General features: G+C 67.1%; 19 protein-coding genes. 11 read left to right on the top strand and 8 right to left on the bottom strand.

Annotated elements, in window-relative coordinates; genetic code table 11:
- Nucleotides 1-9 precede the first annotated feature (9 nt).
- The 5 genes from ACWDSJ_RS16780 to ACWDSJ_RS16760 are packed head-to-tail and all read left to right on the top strand — an operon-like array spanning nucleotide 10 to nucleotide 5153.
- A complete protein-coding gene (locus ACWDSJ_RS16780) occupies nucleotides 10-1140 on the top strand; it encodes an ABC transporter ATP-binding protein (RefSeq protein ID WP_450032896.1) in 1131 nt (376 codons plus the stop codon).
- Between the two features lie 30 nt (nucleotides 1141-1170).
- Entirely contained in the window at nucleotides 1171-2544 is a 1374-nt protein-coding gene (locus ACWDSJ_RS16775; RefSeq protein ID WP_450032894.1) for an ABC transporter substrate-binding protein, read from the top strand.
- Complete coding sequence (locus ACWDSJ_RS16770; protein WP_450032892.1) at nucleotides 2541-3398, top strand: metallophosphoesterase; 858 nt, start codon at nucleotides 2541-2543, stop codon at nucleotides 3396-3398. Before ACWDSJ_RS16775 ends, ACWDSJ_RS16770 begins: the two co-directional genes overlap by 4 nt.
- Nucleotides 3398-4348, top strand: coding sequence for a carbohydrate ABC transporter permease (locus ACWDSJ_RS16765; protein ID WP_450032890.1), 951 nt, complete (start codon nucleotides 3398-3400; stop codon nucleotides 4346-4348). Before ACWDSJ_RS16770 ends, ACWDSJ_RS16765 begins: the two co-directional genes overlap by 1 nt.
- Nucleotides 4338-5153, top strand: a complete 816-nt coding sequence (locus tag ACWDSJ_RS16760) for a carbohydrate ABC transporter permease (RefSeq protein WP_387357050.1) — start codon at nucleotides 4338-4340, stop codon at nucleotides 5151-5153. The genes ACWDSJ_RS16765 and ACWDSJ_RS16760 overlap by 11 nt, the downstream gene beginning before the upstream one ends.
- A 1-nt stretch (nucleotide 5154) precedes the next feature.
- On the opposite strand, the gene ACWDSJ_RS16755 is transcribed toward ACWDSJ_RS16760, so the two are convergent.
- From ACWDSJ_RS16755 to ACWDSJ_RS16730, 6 genes are all read right to left on the bottom strand, one after another.
- Nucleotides 5155-5616: a hypothetical protein gene (locus ACWDSJ_RS16755; protein ID WP_450032888.1), complete on the bottom strand. Its 462-nt coding sequence runs from the start codon at nucleotides 5614-5616 to the stop codon at nucleotides 5155-5157.
- An 86-nt stretch (nucleotides 5617-5702) separates the two neighbouring features.
- Nucleotides 5703-6380, bottom strand: coding sequence for an LppP/LprE family lipoprotein (locus ACWDSJ_RS16750; protein ID WP_387357047.1), 678 nt, complete (start codon nucleotides 6378-6380; stop codon nucleotides 5703-5705).
- Nucleotides 6381-6495: 115 nt separating this feature from the next.
- Nucleotides 6496-7107, bottom strand: a complete 612-nt coding sequence (locus ACWDSJ_RS16745) for a hypothetical protein (protein WP_450032885.1) — start codon at nucleotides 7105-7107, stop codon at nucleotides 6496-6498.
- A gap of 131 nt (nucleotides 7108-7238) precedes the next feature.
- On the bottom strand, nucleotides 7239-8144 hold the full coding sequence (locus ACWDSJ_RS16740; RefSeq protein WP_450032883.1) for a helix-turn-helix domain-containing protein: 906 nt from the start codon (nucleotides 8142-8144) through the stop codon (nucleotides 7239-7241).
- Nucleotides 8145-8247: 103 nt separating this feature from the next.
- Nucleotides 8248-8706 carry a DUF4254 domain-containing protein gene (locus tag ACWDSJ_RS16735; RefSeq protein WP_450032881.1) on the bottom strand — a complete coding sequence of 153 codons (459 nt, stop codon included), beginning with the start codon at nucleotides 8704-8706 and terminating at the stop codon, nucleotides 8248-8250.
- A gap of 99 nt (nucleotides 8707-8805) precedes the next feature.
- Nucleotides 8806-9027: a hypothetical protein gene (locus ACWDSJ_RS16730; RefSeq protein WP_450032879.1), complete on the bottom strand. Its 222-nt coding sequence runs from the start codon at nucleotides 9025-9027 to the stop codon at nucleotides 8806-8808.
- Nucleotides 9028-9211: 184 nt separating this feature from the next.
- On the opposite strand from ACWDSJ_RS16730, the gene ACWDSJ_RS16725 reads away from it, so the two are divergent.
- From ACWDSJ_RS16725 to ACWDSJ_RS16700, 6 genes are all read left to right on the top strand, one after another.
- Entirely contained in the window at nucleotides 9212-10426 is a 1215-nt protein-coding gene (locus tag ACWDSJ_RS16725) for a helix-turn-helix domain-containing protein (protein WP_450032877.1), read from the top strand.
- Nucleotides 10427-10440: 14 nt separating this feature from the next.
- Complete coding sequence (locus tag ACWDSJ_RS16720; RefSeq protein ID WP_450032875.1) at nucleotides 10441-11157, top strand: 5-formyltetrahydrofolate cyclo-ligase; 717 nt, start codon at nucleotides 10441-10443, stop codon at nucleotides 11155-11157.
- A gap of 167 nt (nucleotides 11158-11324) precedes the next feature.
- A complete protein-coding gene (locus tag ACWDSJ_RS16715; RefSeq protein ID WP_387366153.1) occupies nucleotides 11325-11624 on the top strand; it encodes an MTH1187 family thiamine-binding protein in 300 nt (99 codons plus the stop codon).
- A gap of 47 nt (nucleotides 11625-11671) precedes the next feature.
- Nucleotides 11672-12142 (top strand): NUDIX domain-containing protein, encoded by a 471-nt coding sequence (locus ACWDSJ_RS16710; RefSeq protein WP_450032873.1) that lies wholly within the window; start codon nucleotides 11672-11674, stop codon nucleotides 12140-12142.
- Nucleotides 12143-12211: 69 nt separating this feature from the next.
- Complete coding sequence (gene cyaB, locus ACWDSJ_RS16705) at nucleotides 12212-12769, top strand: class IV adenylate cyclase (RefSeq protein ID WP_450032982.1); 558 nt, start codon at nucleotides 12212-12214, stop codon at nucleotides 12767-12769.
- Nucleotides 12770-12897: 128 nt separating this feature from the next.
- Complete coding sequence (locus ACWDSJ_RS16700) at nucleotides 12898-13194, top strand: hypothetical protein (RefSeq protein ID WP_450032871.1); 297 nt, start codon at nucleotides 12898-12900, stop codon at nucleotides 13192-13194.
- Nucleotides 13195-13197: 3 nt separating this feature from the next.
- Here the strand turns inward: ACWDSJ_RS16700 and ACWDSJ_RS16695 are convergent, their stop codons facing one another.
- On the bottom strand, nucleotides 13198-14733 hold the full coding sequence (locus ACWDSJ_RS16695; protein ID WP_450032869.1) for a PfaD family polyunsaturated fatty acid/polyketide biosynthesis protein: 1536 nt from the start codon (nucleotides 14731-14733) through the stop codon (nucleotides 13198-13200).
- On the bottom strand, nucleotides 14730-16394 hold the full coding sequence (locus tag ACWDSJ_RS16690; RefSeq protein WP_450032867.1) for a beta-hydroxydecanoyl-ACP dehydratase: 1665 nt from the start codon (nucleotides 16392-16394) through the stop codon (nucleotides 14730-14732). The genes ACWDSJ_RS16695 and ACWDSJ_RS16690 overlap by 4 nt, the downstream gene beginning before the upstream one ends.
- Nucleotides 16395-16832 lie beyond the last annotated feature (438 nt).

Here is a 16832-nt window from a genome sequence, read left to right as displayed (position 1 = left end):
GGGAGCATCGTGGCACGACTGCGAATCGAGGCGCTGTCCAAGAGCTTCGGCGGCACCGACGCGGTGCGCGAGGTGAGTCTGGACATCGCCGACGGCGAGTTCCTGGTGCTGCTCGGCCCCAGCGGCTGCGGCAAATCGACGCTGCTGCGCATGATCGCGGGGCTCGAGGACCCGACCTCGGGCCGAATCCTGTTGGACGGCAGGGATATCACCACCGAACCGCCCCAGCGCCGCGATCTGGCGATGGTGTTCCAGAGCTACGCGCTCTACCCGCATCTGACCGTCGCCAAGAACATCGGCTTCCCGCTGCGCGCCCGGCGGCACTCGCGCGCCGCGATCGCCGAACGCGTGGAGCGGGTGGCGGCCACCCTGGAGCTGTCGCCGCTGCTGGACCGCCGCCCGGCCGCGCTGTCGGGCGGGCAGCGGCAGCGAGTCGCGTTGGCGCGGGCCATGGTTCGCGATCCCGGCGCGTTCCTCATGGACGAGCCGCTGTCCAACCTCGACGCCAAACTGCGCAGCGCCACCCGCGCCGAACTCATCGGGCTGCACCGCCGCCTGGGCGCGACGTTCCTCTACGTCACCCACGATCAGGTCGAGGCCATGACCATGGCCACCCGGATCGCGCTGCTCAACGCCGGGGCGGTGGAGCAGGTCGGCACGCCCGAGGAGCTCTACGACCGCCCGCGCTCGACGTTCGTGGCCGGATTCCTCGGCTCGCCGCCGATGAATCTGTTTCCGGCCGTGGTGCATTCGCGCGACGGCGGGCTGCGCGTGCGCGCCGACGGCGTGGACGCCGCCCTCCCGATCGCCGACCGGATCGACGATCAGCCCGTGATCGCCGGAATCCGGCCCGAACAGCTGCGGCTCGATCCCGACGGCGGCGCGGTGCACGGCCGGGTGACCATGGTCGAGAACCTCGGCAGCGAGGAGCTGGTGCACGTGGAGGTCGGCGCGACCACCCTGTGCGCGCGGGCGCCGCGCCCGGCGGGCGCCCGGGTCGGCGAGCCGATCGGCTTCCGCGTCGATCCCGCGCACGTGCACCTGTTCGATCCCGATTCCGGCCTGCGCCTGACCTGGCGTGCGCCCTCCGATACGGCCCCGCCCGAACCCGACGCCGCGCGAGCCGTCCCCGTTCCCTGAACCACATTCGCACTCGATGAGGAGAAATTCGTGAAACGCACCCTGCCCGCCCTGGGCCTGGCCGTGGCGAGCGTGCTCGCCCTGGCCGGGTGTGGCGGACTCGGCACCACCGGCGGGGCCGACCAGACCTCGGCCGCGCCCATTCCGGAGCTGAAGCCGGATCAGCAGGTCTCGATCGTGTTCGAGTCCTACAACTACGGCCTGGCCGGGGCGTGGACCGACACCTTCAACGCGCTGATCGCGGACTTCTCCCGCCAGCACCCGAACATCAAGGTGACCGCGCAGAAGCCGCAGGGCAACAGCCCGAACCCGGCCACCGACACCATCTCCAGCATCCAGAACCAGATCGTCGCGGGCAATCCGCCCGACGTGGCCCAATTGGGTTTCAGCGACCTGGATTTCACCATCCACCAGCTGGGCGCGAAGCCGCTGGACACGCTGCTCGGCAAGGACGAGGTGCAGCGCAACTTCGACGGCGCGAAGTACCCGTACGCGCCCAAGGCCCGCACCCTCGACGACTGGGACGGCCACACCTACGGCGTGCCGTTCGTGTTCTCCACCCCGGTGCTGTACTACAACGCTTCCCTGTTCCAGCAGGCCGGGCTCGATCCGGCCAAGCCGCCCGCCACCTGGGCCGAGGCCGCCGACGCCGCCAAGGCGATCGCCGACAAGACCGGTAAGGGCGGGCTCTACATCGACTGCTTCACCAAATCCGCCAAGGATTGGTGCTTCCAGTCGCTGGTGCGCTCCAACGGCGGGCGCGTCATCTCCGCCGACCGGCACACCCTGGAGTTCGCGAGCGCGCCGAGCGTGGAGGTCGCGAAGTTCGGTCAGCAGCTGGTGGCCTCGAACGAGATGCCCAAGCTGGACCAGAAGCAGGGGTACGAGGCGTTCGCCCGCGGCGACGTCGGCATGATCCTCGAGACCAGCGCCATCCAGGGCACCTTCACCACCGGGGCCAAGGACAAGTGGGATCTGCGCTCGGCCCCCATGCCCGCCTTCGACGGCAAGCCGACCGTGCCCACCAATTCCGGTGCGGGACTGCACATCCTGTCCAACGACCCGGCCAAGCAGCGCGCGGCGTGGGAGTTGATCAAGTACCTCACCAGCGAGGCCGCCTACGTCAAGATCTCCTCCGGCATCGGCTATCTGCCGCTGCGCACCGGACTGCTCGACGATCCCGCGGGCCTGCGCGACTGGGCGCAGAAGAATCCGCTGCTCGCGCCGAACGTGGCCCAGCTGGATCGGATGGAGCCGTGGATCTCCATGCCCGGCAACAACTATCTCCAGATCCGTGACGGCATGATGGACGCGGTCGAGTCGATCGTGTTCCAGGCCAAGGACGCTCAGCCCACCCTCACCGCCGCCCGGGACGCGGGCGCCAAACTCCTTCCGGTGTCATGACCGATCTCACCGTCGTCCAGCTCACCGACACCCATCTCCGCCCCGCCGGGGAGACGGTGCACGGCAGCGTGGACACCCACGCCAATCTGACCTTCGTCCTGGACCAGCTGTGCGCCTCGAATCGGCGCGTGGACGCCCTGGTGCTGTCCGGCGACCTCACCGACGCCGGGGACCCGCGGGCCTACCGGCGGCTGCGCGAGGCCGTCGAACCGGCCGCCGCCCAGCTGGGCGCGACGGTCGTGTACGCCATGGGCAATCACGACGAGCGGGTGGCCTTCGCCACCGAACTGCTCGGAAGGGATTCCGCCGCAATAGATCCCGAGGTTCCGCTGGACAGCCTCACCGATGTCGACGGGCTGCGGATCGTCACCCTGGACAGCACCACCCCGGGACGGCACGAGGGCCGGTTGGAGGTGGACCAGCTGGCCTGGCTGACCGAGCAGTTGAGCACGCCCGCCCCGCGCGGGACCCTGCTCGTGCTGCACCATCCGCCGCTGCCCTCGCCCAACGCGACCACCGAATTCCTGAAGTTGCAGCAGGCCGAACTGCTCGAGGAGGTGGTCACCGGCACCGACGTACGGCTGATCGTCTGCGGGCACAACCATCTGACCGCGGCCTCCGCCCTGGGCGGAATCCCGGTGTGGATCGGTCCCGCGCTGGCCTACCGGATCGATCCGATGGCCCCGGCCGGGCGGCATCGCGGCCTCACCGGGTTCGGCTACAGCCGCATCGATGTGCTCGGGTCGACCTTCCTGGCCACCGCGGTCGAGGCGACCCCCGCCGCGCCGGTGTACGACCGGCCGGAGTCCGAGGTGCTCGAGCAGCTGGCCGCGCTGGCGGCCGAGTCCCGCTGATGTTCGTCGTCGAGGCACCGCCCGCCGAGCTCGAAGCCGTTGCGGCCGAGCCGGTTCGGTCCCGCCGCCCCATCCTGACCAGGGTGGGGCGGTTCGCCGTGCCGTACCTGTATCTCGCGCCCGCGCTGGTGCTGCTGGTGGTGTGGACCTACCGGCCGCTGGTGCAGGCGTTCGAATTGTCCACCTACTCGTGGAATCTGCTGCCGACCGCGCCGATGAAGCCGGTCGGCGCCGCCAATTACGAACGGCTGGTGCAGCTTCCGGCGTTCACCGATTCGATCTGGCGGACGGTGGTGCTGATCGTGGGGCTGCTGCCGTTCACGGTGGTGCTGCCGGTGCTGATCGCGCTGGCGAGCCGCCGGGTGCACGGGCGGGCCCGCACGGTCTATCAGGCGTTCATCTTCGCGCCGTTCCTGGTCGCGCCCGTGGCCGCGGCGGCGGTGTGGCGCTGGCTGCTGGCGCCGAAGGCGGGCGTGGTGGATCAGGCGCTGGGCACCGATCGCAACTGGGTCTACGAGGCGTCGAGCGCGCCGTGGGTGATCATCGTCATCACCGGCTGGCAGCTGCTGGGGTTCGCGGTGCTGGTGGTGTGGGCCGGATTGGCCGGGATCAGCGGCGATTACGACGAGGCGGCCCGGGTGGACGGCGCGAGCGCCGGGCAGATCCGGCGCTGGATCACGCTGCCGATGCTGTCGCCGACGGTGGCGTTCCTGGTGTTGACGACCGTATTGCTCACTCCCACACTGACTTTCCCGCTGATCGACACGATGACCCAGGGCGGCCCGGCGCAGGCCACCACCAATATCTACTACCTGCTGTGGGATTACGCGTTCCACAGCTTCGACGCCGGGCTCAGCGCGGCGGCCGGGGTGCTGTTGTTCCTCGGGTTCGGGGCGGTCGCGGGCGCGTTGGTGTGGGTCTCGGAAAAGGTTGCCTTCCATGATGATTGACCGGATCCGCGCGGCGGGCAGTCACGCGCTGCTCGCGGTGACCGCGCTGGTGTGCGTGTTCCCGATCTACTGGTTGTTCGCGACGGCGCTGCGCCGCCCGCAGGACGTGTACTCGCTGTCGCCGCTGCCGTGGCCGCTGTCGTTCACCAGCTACGCCGACGCCGCGCGGCAGGTGGACGTCGCCGGGCTGGTGGCGAACACCTTCCTGCTGGCGGGGTTGTCGGCGGTGGGTCAGCTGTTGTTGGCGCTGCTGGCCTCCTACGCCTTCGCCATGTACACGTTCCCGTTGCAGCGGGTGCTGTATCTGGCGTTCGTGGGAATCTGGCTGGTGCCGTTCCAGGTGACCATGCTGCCCAATTACATTCTGCTGAACCAGCTCGGGCTGATCGACACGGTGGTGGGGGCGGTGCTGCCGACGCTGTGTTCGGCGCTGGCGGTGCTGATGTTGCGGCCGCACATGAACGCCTTCCCGAAGGAGTTGATCGCGGCGGCGAAGGTGGACGGGCGCTCGTCGTGGTCGATCCTGTGGACGGTGGTGGTGCCGAATCTGCGGCCCGCGTTGGCGGCCTTGGCGATTCTGTTGTTCATCAACGCGTGGAACGAGTACTTCTGGCCCGCGGTGGTGATGCGCAAGTCGAATGCGGTGTTGCAGTTGGGGTTGCGCAGTTTCATGGGGACCGCGGAGGGGGATCAGTGGGGGCCGATGATGGCGGTGGCGAGTTTGGCTTGTCTGCCGGTGTTGGTGTTGTATCTGGTGTTGCAGCGGCACATTGTGAACGCGTTCGTGCGGTCGGGGTTGAAGTAGGTCAGCGGCCCTGTTCGTGGGCCGTGCGGAAACATTCTGCGACGGAGGCGATTTCGCCGCGTAGGAAGGCGACGATGTCGGGGACGGTGACCCCGGCCTCGCCGTAGCGCCGGGCGTTGGCCAGGGCGTGGGCGGCGCCGGAGCGTTGGTCGGGCTCGCCGGGCCAGGTTCGCGCGATCTCCTCGACGTGGTCGACCACCGCCCGATAGCGATCGAGCGAGTGGCCGACGCTCACCGACTGCACCAGCCCCGCCAGGGCGGTGAGGTAGCCGCGATAGAACTCCGAGGAGCAGTCCGGATTCCACCGGTCGCGGAGCAGGACCGCGTCGCAGGGCGCGTAGTTCAGCATGGCCTCGAGTTCGGCGTCGGTGCACCAGTGGTCGATCTTCAGGCCGAATACGGCGTCCTCGGCCGCGATATAGGCGGCTCGCTTGCGGCGACCGGATGCGGGAGCGGCCGACATGCCCACCCTCCTCGACGGCGAAACACTTGCGGTGTCAGCCTACGTGGGGGTGGGCCGTTCGGGACGGAAACGCGCGCTCCCCCAGGCTACTTCGCGACCTGCGGCGGGATGGGCCGGTCCGGGGTGATGGTCGAGCCGTCCGCGCCGAGGGTGAAGGTGATGTCGACCGGGCCGCCCGCCGGGCAGCAGTTCGGTTCGTCGCCCGCGATCCACCGGTATCGCACCTGCACACCGCGGTCGGACGAGCCGACGATCGAGGTGTAGGAAGTGGCCGCCTTCGTCGCGGTGCCGAGGTAGCGGTCGTGGTTGAAGAACAGGACGTGCCAGGGGGAGCTGGCGGTGCCGCGCGGGGTGGCGGCCAGGACCCAGAGCAGTTGCGGGCACGAGCCCAGCGGGGCGTCGGTGGCGCTCTCGGGGACGTAGTTCTCCCCGCCCACGCCGGGGCCGAGGGAGTTCAGGGCGGCGGCGACCACGCCCGAGTTGATGTCTACGCAGAGGCCGTGACCGGCTGTGGCGGGGGCGGTTCCGGCCTCGGGCGCGCGGGAGGTGGCGGCCGGTGCGGAGACGCTGGCGCCGGGCTGATCGTTGACCGGAGTGCGGGTGGCGGCGGGGGACTCCCCCGCTGTGGCGGTCGGCTGCCCGGCCGTGGTGGTCGAGGCGGTGTGGGTGGTGGTCGTGGCCGGTGCGGTCACGTCGTCCTGGCATGCCGTGGCCGACAGTGTCACCGCGGCCGCCGCCGCTACCGCGCCGATGATGCGTTTCATCAAGGTCCCTCCGATCGTTTCTGTTCGGAACATCGATGAGGGGGGCGACGTGGTTACGCCCATAGTTCTAGGGGCAGGCGCGAATCACGTTGTGGTAACGGCTCATTCGGCGGCATCAGTTCCCGTGCCAGCGGGCGGTGCGGAAACACTCTGCGAGGCAGGCGATTTCGCCGCGCAGGAAGGGGACGATCTGGGGGACGGTGGCGCCGGATTCGGAGTACTGCCAGGCGTTGGTCATGGCGAAGGCGGCGCCGGAGCGTTGGTCGGGGGTGCCGGTCCAGGATTTCAGGATGTCGTCGATGGTGGTGACGATCGAGCGGTACCGGTCGAGGGGTTGGTCCGCGCTCACCGATTGCACCAGGCCCGCGAGGGCGGTGATGTAGCCGCGGTAGAACTCCGACGGGCAGGTGGGGTCCCAGCGGTCGCGCATGAGGGTGCCGTCGAAGGGGGCGTAGTTGAGTAGGGCGGTGATCTCGTCGTCGGTGCACCAGTGGTCGACGGTGAGGGCGAATACGGCGTCGGGGGGTGGTGGGGTGTAGGGGGGCGCGGGGGGCGGGTCGTCGTGCGTGCTGCCGGTGCCTGAGCGCCCGCGCCGGTCCTCGAATGTCCAGCCCGTGCCGGACTGCCGCCGGACCTCGCGCTGGATCTCGACATCGATTCCGGGTGCGCCTGCGAAGTCGACGCCGAGATGGCCGGCGGCCGCGTTCGCTATGTCCTGGTCGGACATGAGTGAGCCGAGGGCCGAGTCTCGGGCGCGTTGGACTGCCTCTTGAATGTCTTCTTGGACTCGGGGATCGCGTGGGTCCGGATAAGTCGACATGCCCGCCCTCCTCGCATGGGAACGTCGCTATGGCAAGCCTATCCGGTCTCGGGGCGGTCTGCGCCGGAACGGCGGCTGCGTTCGAGTTCGTCCGTCTGTGGCTGCGCCGATGACGAGTTTCGGAGTTCGGTGAGGGCGGATTTGTAGCGGGCGATTTCGGCGGGTCGTTCGAGGTAGAGGTCTCCGGCGTGTTCTTCGATGTGGACGATGGGGGGTTGGGTCATGCGGGATTTGGGCATCGTGGGGAACTCCAGGAGTGAGAAGGAGCCGAGTAGGGCGCCGATGTGGTTTCGGGTGGTGAAGGGGACGACTCGGATCGAGATGTTGGGGCGATGATCGAGTTCGGTCAGGTGCTGGAGTTGTTCGTCCATCACGGCGGGGCCACCCCATTCCTCGCGCAGCGCGGCCTCGGACAGGAGGATCTCGGCGGTGAATGCCGGATCATCAAGGCGGGCTTGCCGTTTCAGCTCGCGGTGGACGCGTTCCTCGATTTGTTCCGTCGGGGAGTTGGGGGTGTCGGTCCAGGCCACGGCGCGGCTGTAGGCGGGGGTGCGGACGAGGACGGGCAGGCGGATGACCGCCCATGCCGTGAGGCGGATGGCTTGCTCTTCCAGCGCGAGGCAGGGGTCGAAATCGGGGATTTCCCGATCGATGAGTGGCTGCCACCAGCCGCCGCCCCGCTCGGCGGTGCGGCGCGTTTCGCAGGCCAAGGCCAGGATCAGGCGACGCTCCTCGTCGGACACGCGGTAGAGGTTGCACAGGGTGTTCATGTAGAGGTCGCTCGCCGAGCGGACCGACAACCCTTCCTCCAGTCGGCCCATCGTTTGGGGAGAGATCCCGAGGACGCGGGCCGCGGCGGCCTGGCTTATCTCCGCTCTGTCCCGCAAGGCGCGCAGTTTCTGGCCGAGGGCGCGTCGCGCGAATGTCGAACCTTCAGCGGGCATTCCATCTCCTTGGCTTCGTTACATGGTTGCTTGTTCAATCCAGCGCCAGCGCAATCGCGTTGGTGCTCAGCAAGTCCGGAGTTCGACTTTCCCGAATCCGTTGTCAGCCACCGTCCCCGAGCGCCGGTAGCCGCAGCGAGCGGCGGCTGAGTTCGGTGTTGAGATCGGTGTAGCCCTCGACCAGTTCCGCCAGCCGATACCAGGCCGCGTGCACCTGCGGGTCCGTGCTGAGGTCCGCCACCGTCATCAACAGGTGGTAGGCGTGGACCTGCAAACGGGCGAGCCGGTCGATCACCGCACCAAGGGACTCGGTGTGCATCCGCGCCCCGCCGCACGGTACCGGCAGATGGGTCGCCGCCCAAGCATCGACAGCGAACACCAATTCCGCTCGCGGACAACAACACTGGTTCACGCAGGTTCGCATTGCCTGATACAGGCGCCCGAACTCGGCAGCGAGTTCGAGCACCGGATGGTCGCCGATGTGATGCCCGCGGATCGCCGCACACAGCTCCTCTCCCGAGGGCAGCACCTGCGACCCCGAACCGTGCGAAACAGGACTCATCCGTTCACCTGCTCCCAGAACGAACGCTCAGCGGGCCGAGGTGCTCACGGGCGAGGGCGAGCACGGTCGTGCGCGAGTGCGCTCCCGCCTCGCGGGACATCACCACACCGCCTGGCGCGGGTCCGGCACCAGATGCATTGCCGCGCTCGCGAAGTCGTGTGCTGCTTCGCTCAGCGACCACAGACGCTTCCCAGAGTTGCCCCTGGCGGCCCGTTGGTGATTGCTCCGGCGCTCACAACGGCTCAGCGCGGCGTAATAGCGATTACGCGGCGTCGAGACCGGCCCGTCGTCCTTCGGCTGCCCCAGCTTCCCGCCGTTCATCGTGTTTGCCCTCCTCTCCGTCGGTGTTTCGAGAAGGCGTCCAGTCGCTGGACCAATGCCGCTGGACCCCGCTCCGGTGCCTCATCTCAGAGCGTGGTCGAACTGTCGCCATGACTGAAGCGCGCGGGTGCTACGGAGGATCTACGCTGTGAGGAAAACCCCGGGACGCGGAACGGCGGATCGAATGATCGTGACGAACTGGACAGGCGTCGAGGTCAAGGCCCTTCGTCTCGCGGCGCTACGCCGCACCCAGAAGGATTTCGCCGCACTGTCAGGTTTCTCTCTTGCGGTGATCCGCAAGTGGGAAGGTCGCGGTGGGTCTATCACTCTTTCGGGAGAATTTGCCGAGGGAATGGATACGTTGTTTCGCCGATTGGACGAAAAGCAGCGCGCACGGTTCCAAGCGGCACTCGCCGCGGACCTTGGTGCATCCCAGGCCAGAAGTCGCCCGAACGAAACCGACGATAATCTACAGTTCGGTCTCCGAAAGCCCGAGTCCGTCGACTTGAAGGCGATAGCGCGGTTGCGCAATCTCATCGCAGATCTGGATGAAAGCTACGGCAATGAGTCGTCCGCATCGCTACTCGCCCAGGCTGGCCAGTACCTCGGCCAGGCGCGGATCTTTCAGAATTCCGCGCCCAGCGAATCCATTCGTCGTGAGTTGTTCGCAGTGGAAGCGCAGGCCGCAAATTTGATGAGTCGGCTTGTCTGGGACGCGTCGCAACGTAGGGACAATTCGACGGCGCATCATTACTTGAATCAGTCCATCGCCGCCGCCCGGAAACTGGGTGACGTATTAATGGAAGCTCAGGCCAACCTGCGGCAAAGTTACATAGCGCTGTACGGCGAAAAAGATCCGGTGCAAGGTCTCGAACTTACCGAGCGTGTCGCAGATATAGCGCGACACTTGAATTCCGAACTGACTGGCGTTGCTCTTTTGCATCGAGCGGAGGCATTTGCGATGCTCGGACGGGAGGTCGACTGTGAAAAATCATTGAGCACAGCAGAAAGATATTTCGACAGGATCGCTCACGATCAATTCTCCTTGGGTCTACACTCGGAAACGCAGCACGCAAGGCTGGCAAGTTCGTGCTACCTCTCCTTGGGTAAAGCCAAGAGGGCACAGACAATTCTGGAGAGCGCTGTCGAGCAGTGCCGAGATGGCTTCAAGACTCGGGCCATCATGGCAGGAAATCTAAGCCTGTCTTACATTCGACAGCACTCGATGGACGAAGCAGCTCATGCACTCCACCAGGCCATCGACCTTGTCGAGCAGACCCGCGGCGGCGCTGGGTTGAATATCGTCTTCACCGCCTGTCGCGAGTTGCAGCCATACCGCAACATTCCAACTGTTCGAGACACGTATGACAGGGTTCTAGCCCTCATGACTACGACCTGAGCGAAAGGGAAGACATGAGCGTAGCTTCGGCGAAGCAGACCGTACGTGAACATGTGTGGAATCGACTCGAGGAAAAGGGCGCTGTCGAGCCGAATGCGAAGAGAAACATCCCTTCATTCGTTGGAGCGGAAGATGCTGCGCGTCGACTGGCCGGTCTCGCTGAGTGGCAGAAATCTACAGTCGTGAAGACAGTGCCGGACACTGCTCAGTTGCCTGTCCGTGTCCGTGCTCTGACCGAGGGGAAGATACTTTACATGGCGGTTCCCAGACTCGCGGCGCCAAAGCCTTTCTATCTCCTCGATCCGAGCAATCTCGCCGAGCCTCCGGAAATTGCCTCGCAGAAGACCTCCGCCGCCGAAGTGGGTCGAAATGTCGATGTGGACGAAATGCTGCCGATCGATATGGTTGTCATCGGCAGCGTGGCAGTGAACCGGCAGGGAGTTCGACTAGGCAAGGGTGCCGGATACTCCGATATTGAATTGGCACTACTGCAAGAGGTTGGTTTGATCAACTCGGAAACGCCGATTGCAACTACAGTCCATCGGCTCCAAGTGGTCGACGAAGAATTGCCGGAGGCCGAACATGACTTCCGTGTGGATTTGATCGTGACTCCCGACGAGGTTATTCGATGCGCCCAATCGCGCCGTCCGGATGGCATCCTGTGGGAGTCGCTACCGCCCGAAAAGATCGCTGCCATTCCCGCTCTGGCTTCACGACAGTCGAAGCTCTGAAGAGGGACGACCTGAACCGCGTCCGCGATCCGGTCGAAGACCGGTCCGAAGAATCCGGCTCGGCGCGTATCCTTGACGCTCGTATGCGAGGCCGGCCGTGACGATCGAGTGGCGGAAGTCGCGGCCACGCAACGACTTCGACGCGGGATCACCGATAGGAGCTGCTCATGATCATCGCCTTCTCGGTTACGCCGATGGGAACAGGGGAAAGTGTCGGTGAAGGTGTGGCGGAAGCTGTCAGGGTCATCCGCGCGAGCGGGTTGCCGAACGAGACGAACGCTCTGTTCACCACCATCGAAGGCGAGTGGGATGAGGTCATGGCCGTGATCAAGGAAGCGATCGACGCGGTCATGGCTGTCGCGCCCCGGTGCAGCATCGTGCTCAAAGGGGATATTCGGCCCGGTGTCACCGATGCGATGACGAGCAAGGTCGCATCGGTCGAGCGGTATCTCGGGGTAGCCGAATAGGTGCCGTACAGAAAGGCGCATCGCTTGAACGTAGACGAGTCGATCCGATGACCGATCCGGCCGCAAACTTCGCAACACCTCGACTGGCATCCGGAGCGCTGTTTGTCAAAGGAGAGGACATATTGCTGGTCCGTAAAACCTATGGCGATCGATGGGACATCCCGGGCGGATACGTCGACCGAGGAGAGTCCCCGGCATCAGCTTGCGAACGTGAGTTGCGAGAAGAATTGGGTCTGAAAAGGTCCGTCAAGCGGCTGCTGGTTCACGACTGGGCGCCGAGCGATACCGAAGGGGACAAAATACTGTACCTCTTCGATTGCGGGCCGCTGGGCGATGACGAGGACAGGATTCAGGTCGATGGAATCGAAATAGACCAGACCGAATGGGTCAACGTAAACAATCTGTCAGAGTATGTGATCCAGCGCCTCGCGCGACGCCTGACCTACGGCTACCGCGCGTACGTTTCGAATGCTGTCATGTACCTCGAGCACGGGCAGCCCCGCACTGTAGGCAGATAGTGCCGCGTTCATGCCCAAGCAAGCGGCTGGCCGCGTTGCGGAGCGAGGAAACCCGATGATCGAAGCCGAATACAAAGCTCGACTTCGGAGCCAGCGGCCGTCCGTGCCGAGCTACGGAGTCGAGCGGCGGTCGAGAAGGCAACGTACGAGGACACCTACTTCGATGATTCGAACGGGTCACTGACGGACGGGGGCCGCGAGCTTCGGGTCAGGACGGTCAGCTCGGCGGCGGCGGTTCGGTATCTGCTGACCTACAAGGAGCCAGCTGTCGATCAGGCAACGGGATCGAAGCCCGAGTTCGAAACCGAGGTGAGTTCTGCCGATGACATGGCACAGATCCTCGAACGGCTCGGGTACCGGAAAGTGATTTCATTCCGGAAGGACTGCGAGAACTACCGATTCACCGCGCGTGGCCGCCCGCTGACCGCCACGATCGTGACCGTGCCGGAACTCGGTGGTGCGACGTTCCTCGAATTGGAGACCCAGTCCGAGGAGGACGGCTTGGCCGATGCGTTGGCCGACCTGCGCGCCGTCCTCGAGGAGATCGGCGTCTCGGACGGCGAACTGACCACCGAGTTGTACACCGACGCCGTGGCTCGGAGCAGGGGCGAGAAGGGGACGACCTGAGCTAGGCTGCTCGAGTGGCGGAAGGCGCGGCCGCGCAAGGACTTCGGCGCGGGATCACCGAGAGGTGTGGCCGAAGTCGTTCGAGGTCGGTTGAGCAGTATCTCAAGGGTGAGAGGTGAGCTGCGGTCATGACAGCGGGGATGACGATTGTCGGTTACGCCGTGCTCAACGCGAACCTCGTCGAGGAGGGGATTCGCGCTGAGCTTCAGCGAATTGGGGAGTCGGGCAACGGTCTTTACGGTGCCCTGTTCGTCTACGACCATGCCGCCGATGGTTCCACCACGAAGTGGACGTTGTTCACCGCTGATCCCGACTATGCCGAGATGCTGACCAAGGGCACGGGGAAGGAGGAGTTCGACCCGCAGATGTTGCGGGCCAAACTGCCTGCGTTCCAGCCTGGTTGGGCTATCTCCGCGGACGGTTGAGCCTCAGCGTTGCTCCAATGGGCGGGGCACGTACCGGGCGGCGTCGGCGGGCAGGCGCAACCCGGCCGTGCGGAGTTGGGCCACACGCGTGAGATATGCCGCGCCGTACATGATCTGGTCGGCGATATCGGCGACCGTGCGGTTCTCCGGAACGGCGAGGTAGGTGCCCGCTACCCAGTCGTTGAAGCCGCCCATTGCCGGACCGCACCAGATTTGGTAATCAGCGGTGCGGGTGGATTCGCCGCGGATGCTCCAGCCCGAGGACAGGCCGAGGTACCAGCGGAAGACCAGGGCCATTTTGTGTTTCGGGCTTTGTTCGGCGCCGGTTACCTGGGCGGGGTCGCGTTCGGTGAAGAACGCTACGCAGTCGTCCCAGACCTGGTCGAGGGGGCGGGCGAAGATTGTTCGTTCGAGGTCGGCGCGTTGGTCGGGGGGGATGGCGTCGAGGCCGTCGTAGGCGCGGTAGAGGTCGTAGAGGCGTTGGGCTCGGGTGGCGAACATGGTGCCTCGGCGGAGGACCTGCACCTGGACGCCGAGTTCGAACATGTCCGAGGAGGGGGCCATGGTGCAGTCGGCGAAATCGGCTGTGGCCAAGAGCTTTTTGGTGTGGTCGCATTGGGCGGCCTCGCGGGTGGACTGGTTCACCGAACCGGTCACCACGTAGGCCGCGCCGAGGGCGAAGGCCGCGGCGGCGGCGTCGGGGGTGCCGATGCCGCCCGCCGCGCCGATCCGGACCTCGGCCGCGGCGGGCAGCTCGCGCGCGATGCGGTCGCGGGCGGCGACGATCTGCGGCAGCAGCACCACCAGCGGTCGCCGGTCGGTGTGGCCGCCGGAGTCGGCCTCGGCGGTGATGTCGTCGGCCATCGGTACTCGGGCCGCGAGGGCGGCCTGTTCGGCGGTGAGGCGGCCGTCGGTCACCAACTCGCGCAACAGCTTCTCGGGGGCGGGTCGGAGGAAGCGCTCGGCCACCTCTGTGCGCGACACCTTGGCGATCACTCGGTGACGGCGGTCGACGCGGCCCTGCCGGTCCGCGACCAGGCCCAGCGCGCGGTAGCGCACGACCTCGGCGGTGAGGTTCATGAACGCCGACGCCTCCACGCAGCGCACGCCGTGCCGCAGGCAGGCGTCGATGATGGCGCGCTCCAGGGCGGGTTCGGACGGGCTGTGAATCAGGTTGCAGGCGAAGGGTTTATCGCCCAGGGTGCCGCTCAGTTCGGCCAAGGCCGCGTCGATCACCCGCGGGGTCACCCCGGCCGCGCCGTAGAAGGCGAGGTATCCGGCGCTCGCCATGGCGGAAACCATTGCGGGCGAGGCGATCCCGTTGGCCATGGCGCCCGCAGCGTAGGCCGCGCGCACCCCGTGCTCGATGCGGAAACGGCTGTCGCCCAACTGTTCCGGCGGGAGCGGCGCGACGGCGGTGAGGACCTCCGCGCGGGCGGCCTCGGCGCGATCGGAGGTGGCCAGCACCCGGCCGTCCCGCCGGACGATCCAGCAGGGCCGCCGCACGTCCAGCAGCACCTCGGCGATATCGGCGGTCACGGCAGCACCTTCCGGTCGGCGAGTTCCACGGCGAGGTCGATCAGTTCGTAGATGCGCAGGCCCGGCTTCCACAGCGAGCCGTCCACGATCGCGACGACGCGGCCGTCCTCGCGGCGGACCTCCTTGATGTGGGCCTCGAGTTCGACGGTGCCGTCGCTGGGCAGGAACTGACCGCGATAACGCCAGGAGAAGGCGATACCGGTGGGGATCCGGAACACCGGATCGGCCATCCCCGCCGCGAAGCCCTGATCGAGCAGCCACTCCTGCACGGCGTGCAGCACCGATTCCACGCCCAGCGAACCCGGGATGACCGGATCGAGGTGGAAGTGCCGGTCGAAGTACCAGTCGGTGGCATCGATCTCGCGCAGCGAATGCAGGTATCCTGCACCGTATTTCCCGCCGCCGTCGACCACGCTCACCCGGTCGATCAGCGCGAGGGTGTGCCGGGCGGCCAGCGGGGCGGCGGGATCGGCGCGGCGGGCGGCCACGTCGATGGTGCGGACCGGGGTGCCGGGATTCTCCGACAGCCAGGACGGGACGTGCCGACCGGCGTCCAGACCCGTCTGGTTGGCGAGCGCCTCGTCGCTGAAGTAGCCGAACATGGTCTCGCCGGTGTAGAACGGTTCGCCGTCCACGCTGAGGGTGTAGTCGAAGGTCTGCAATGACGAGCCGGGCAGGATGGTGGTCGACAGCAGCCGCGAGGACTGGTGGATCGTCTTGTCCCGCAGGTCGATTCGCCGGAGCACGGTCGCGGTGCCGCCGAGGTTGCGCAGGCTCAGGGTGGTGCCGGGCTGGGTGAGGGTCGGGCCGGCGTAGTAGCCCATGAGCAGCGCCGCCTGGAGGGAGGTCTCCATGTACACGAAGTGCGGCATGGATTCGTTGGCGGTGTCGGCGTAGTACCAGGAGTCGGCCGGGGAGTCGTATTCCGTTGTGTACGAGGCCCCGTCGAGCCGACCGCGTTCCCCGTGGAAGGTGAGCACCCGGTCCACCAGCAAGAGGCCGCCCTTGGGGAGCCGCGTGGCGCGCACGCCTGTGTAGGGCGCGAACTCCGGGCCCATGGCGATGGCCTGATCGCCGCGGGCGAGGTGGTTCATGTGGAATTCGCTGAGCAGCAGGCCGCCCGCCGCGTGCCCGGGACCGACTGCCGCGCCCGCGGGTTCGGTCGCGGTCACGGTCACCCGGATCGCCCCCGCCGTCGCGGTCAGATGCGGCCGCGGGATCAGGTCGATGTCGTCGACGACGAGATCGACTGTGCCCGAGCCATTTTCACCTGATCCTTCGACCACCGAGGTCAGCGTGGACCCGGGCAGCAACAGATGCAGCCCCGCGAAGAGGGCGAACACCTCCGCCGCCTGCACCACGGCCGCGCGGACGTCCCCGGCATAGGAGGCGACCACGCGCCCCTTCCCGTTCCCGCCCCGCAACTCGATCGCGTCCACGTCCGTGAGCACCAGCGCCGCCGAATCAGCCAGGCGCGCAACGGCATCCGCACCGGCCCGCGAGTACGCGGGGCCGAACACCTCGGCCACGGCACCCTCGGCAAGCAGCCGCAGGGCCGCCTGATCGAGCCGGTCCCGCGAGCTCCGCACCGGAGGCTTGAACGCCGCCTCCGCCGCGGCCATCACCGGCACGGCCGACTGGCCGAACCCGTTCGCCCTCACCGGAGAGAGCGAGCCTCCGAGGGCAGCCCCCGCAGCCGGGGTAGCCGCGCCTCTCGGGGAGAGGGAGCCCCGCGCGGGAACGGCCGCCGCGGGTGCGGCTGCGGCCAGCGAAGTGGCGTCCGAGCGACCCAGCCCGCCCGCACTCGCCGGGGAGAGCGAGCCCCGTGCGAGAAGCCCTGTCGCCGAATCATTTGCGGCCGACGACGTGGCTCCCGACCGGCCGGACCCGACCGGGGAGGGATTTCCAGCGGCCGGGGCCGACTCATCGGCGTTCTCCGGGGCGGTGGCGCTCAGCCAGAGCGCGCGCTGGACCGCGACGTGGGCGTCCAGGGCGGCGCGGTGGGCTGCCAGGACGCTTGCGCGGATGCGGGCCACGGGATTGTGGCCGGTTGGGGCGGGCGCCACGGGGGGCCGCACCGGGTCGGGCGTCGGGGTGGG

The organism is Nocardia sp. NPDC003482 (genome assembly GCF_053588115.1).
Note: the sequence above shows the minus strand (reverse complement) of the source record. Positions and strands in the feature narration are given on the sequence as shown.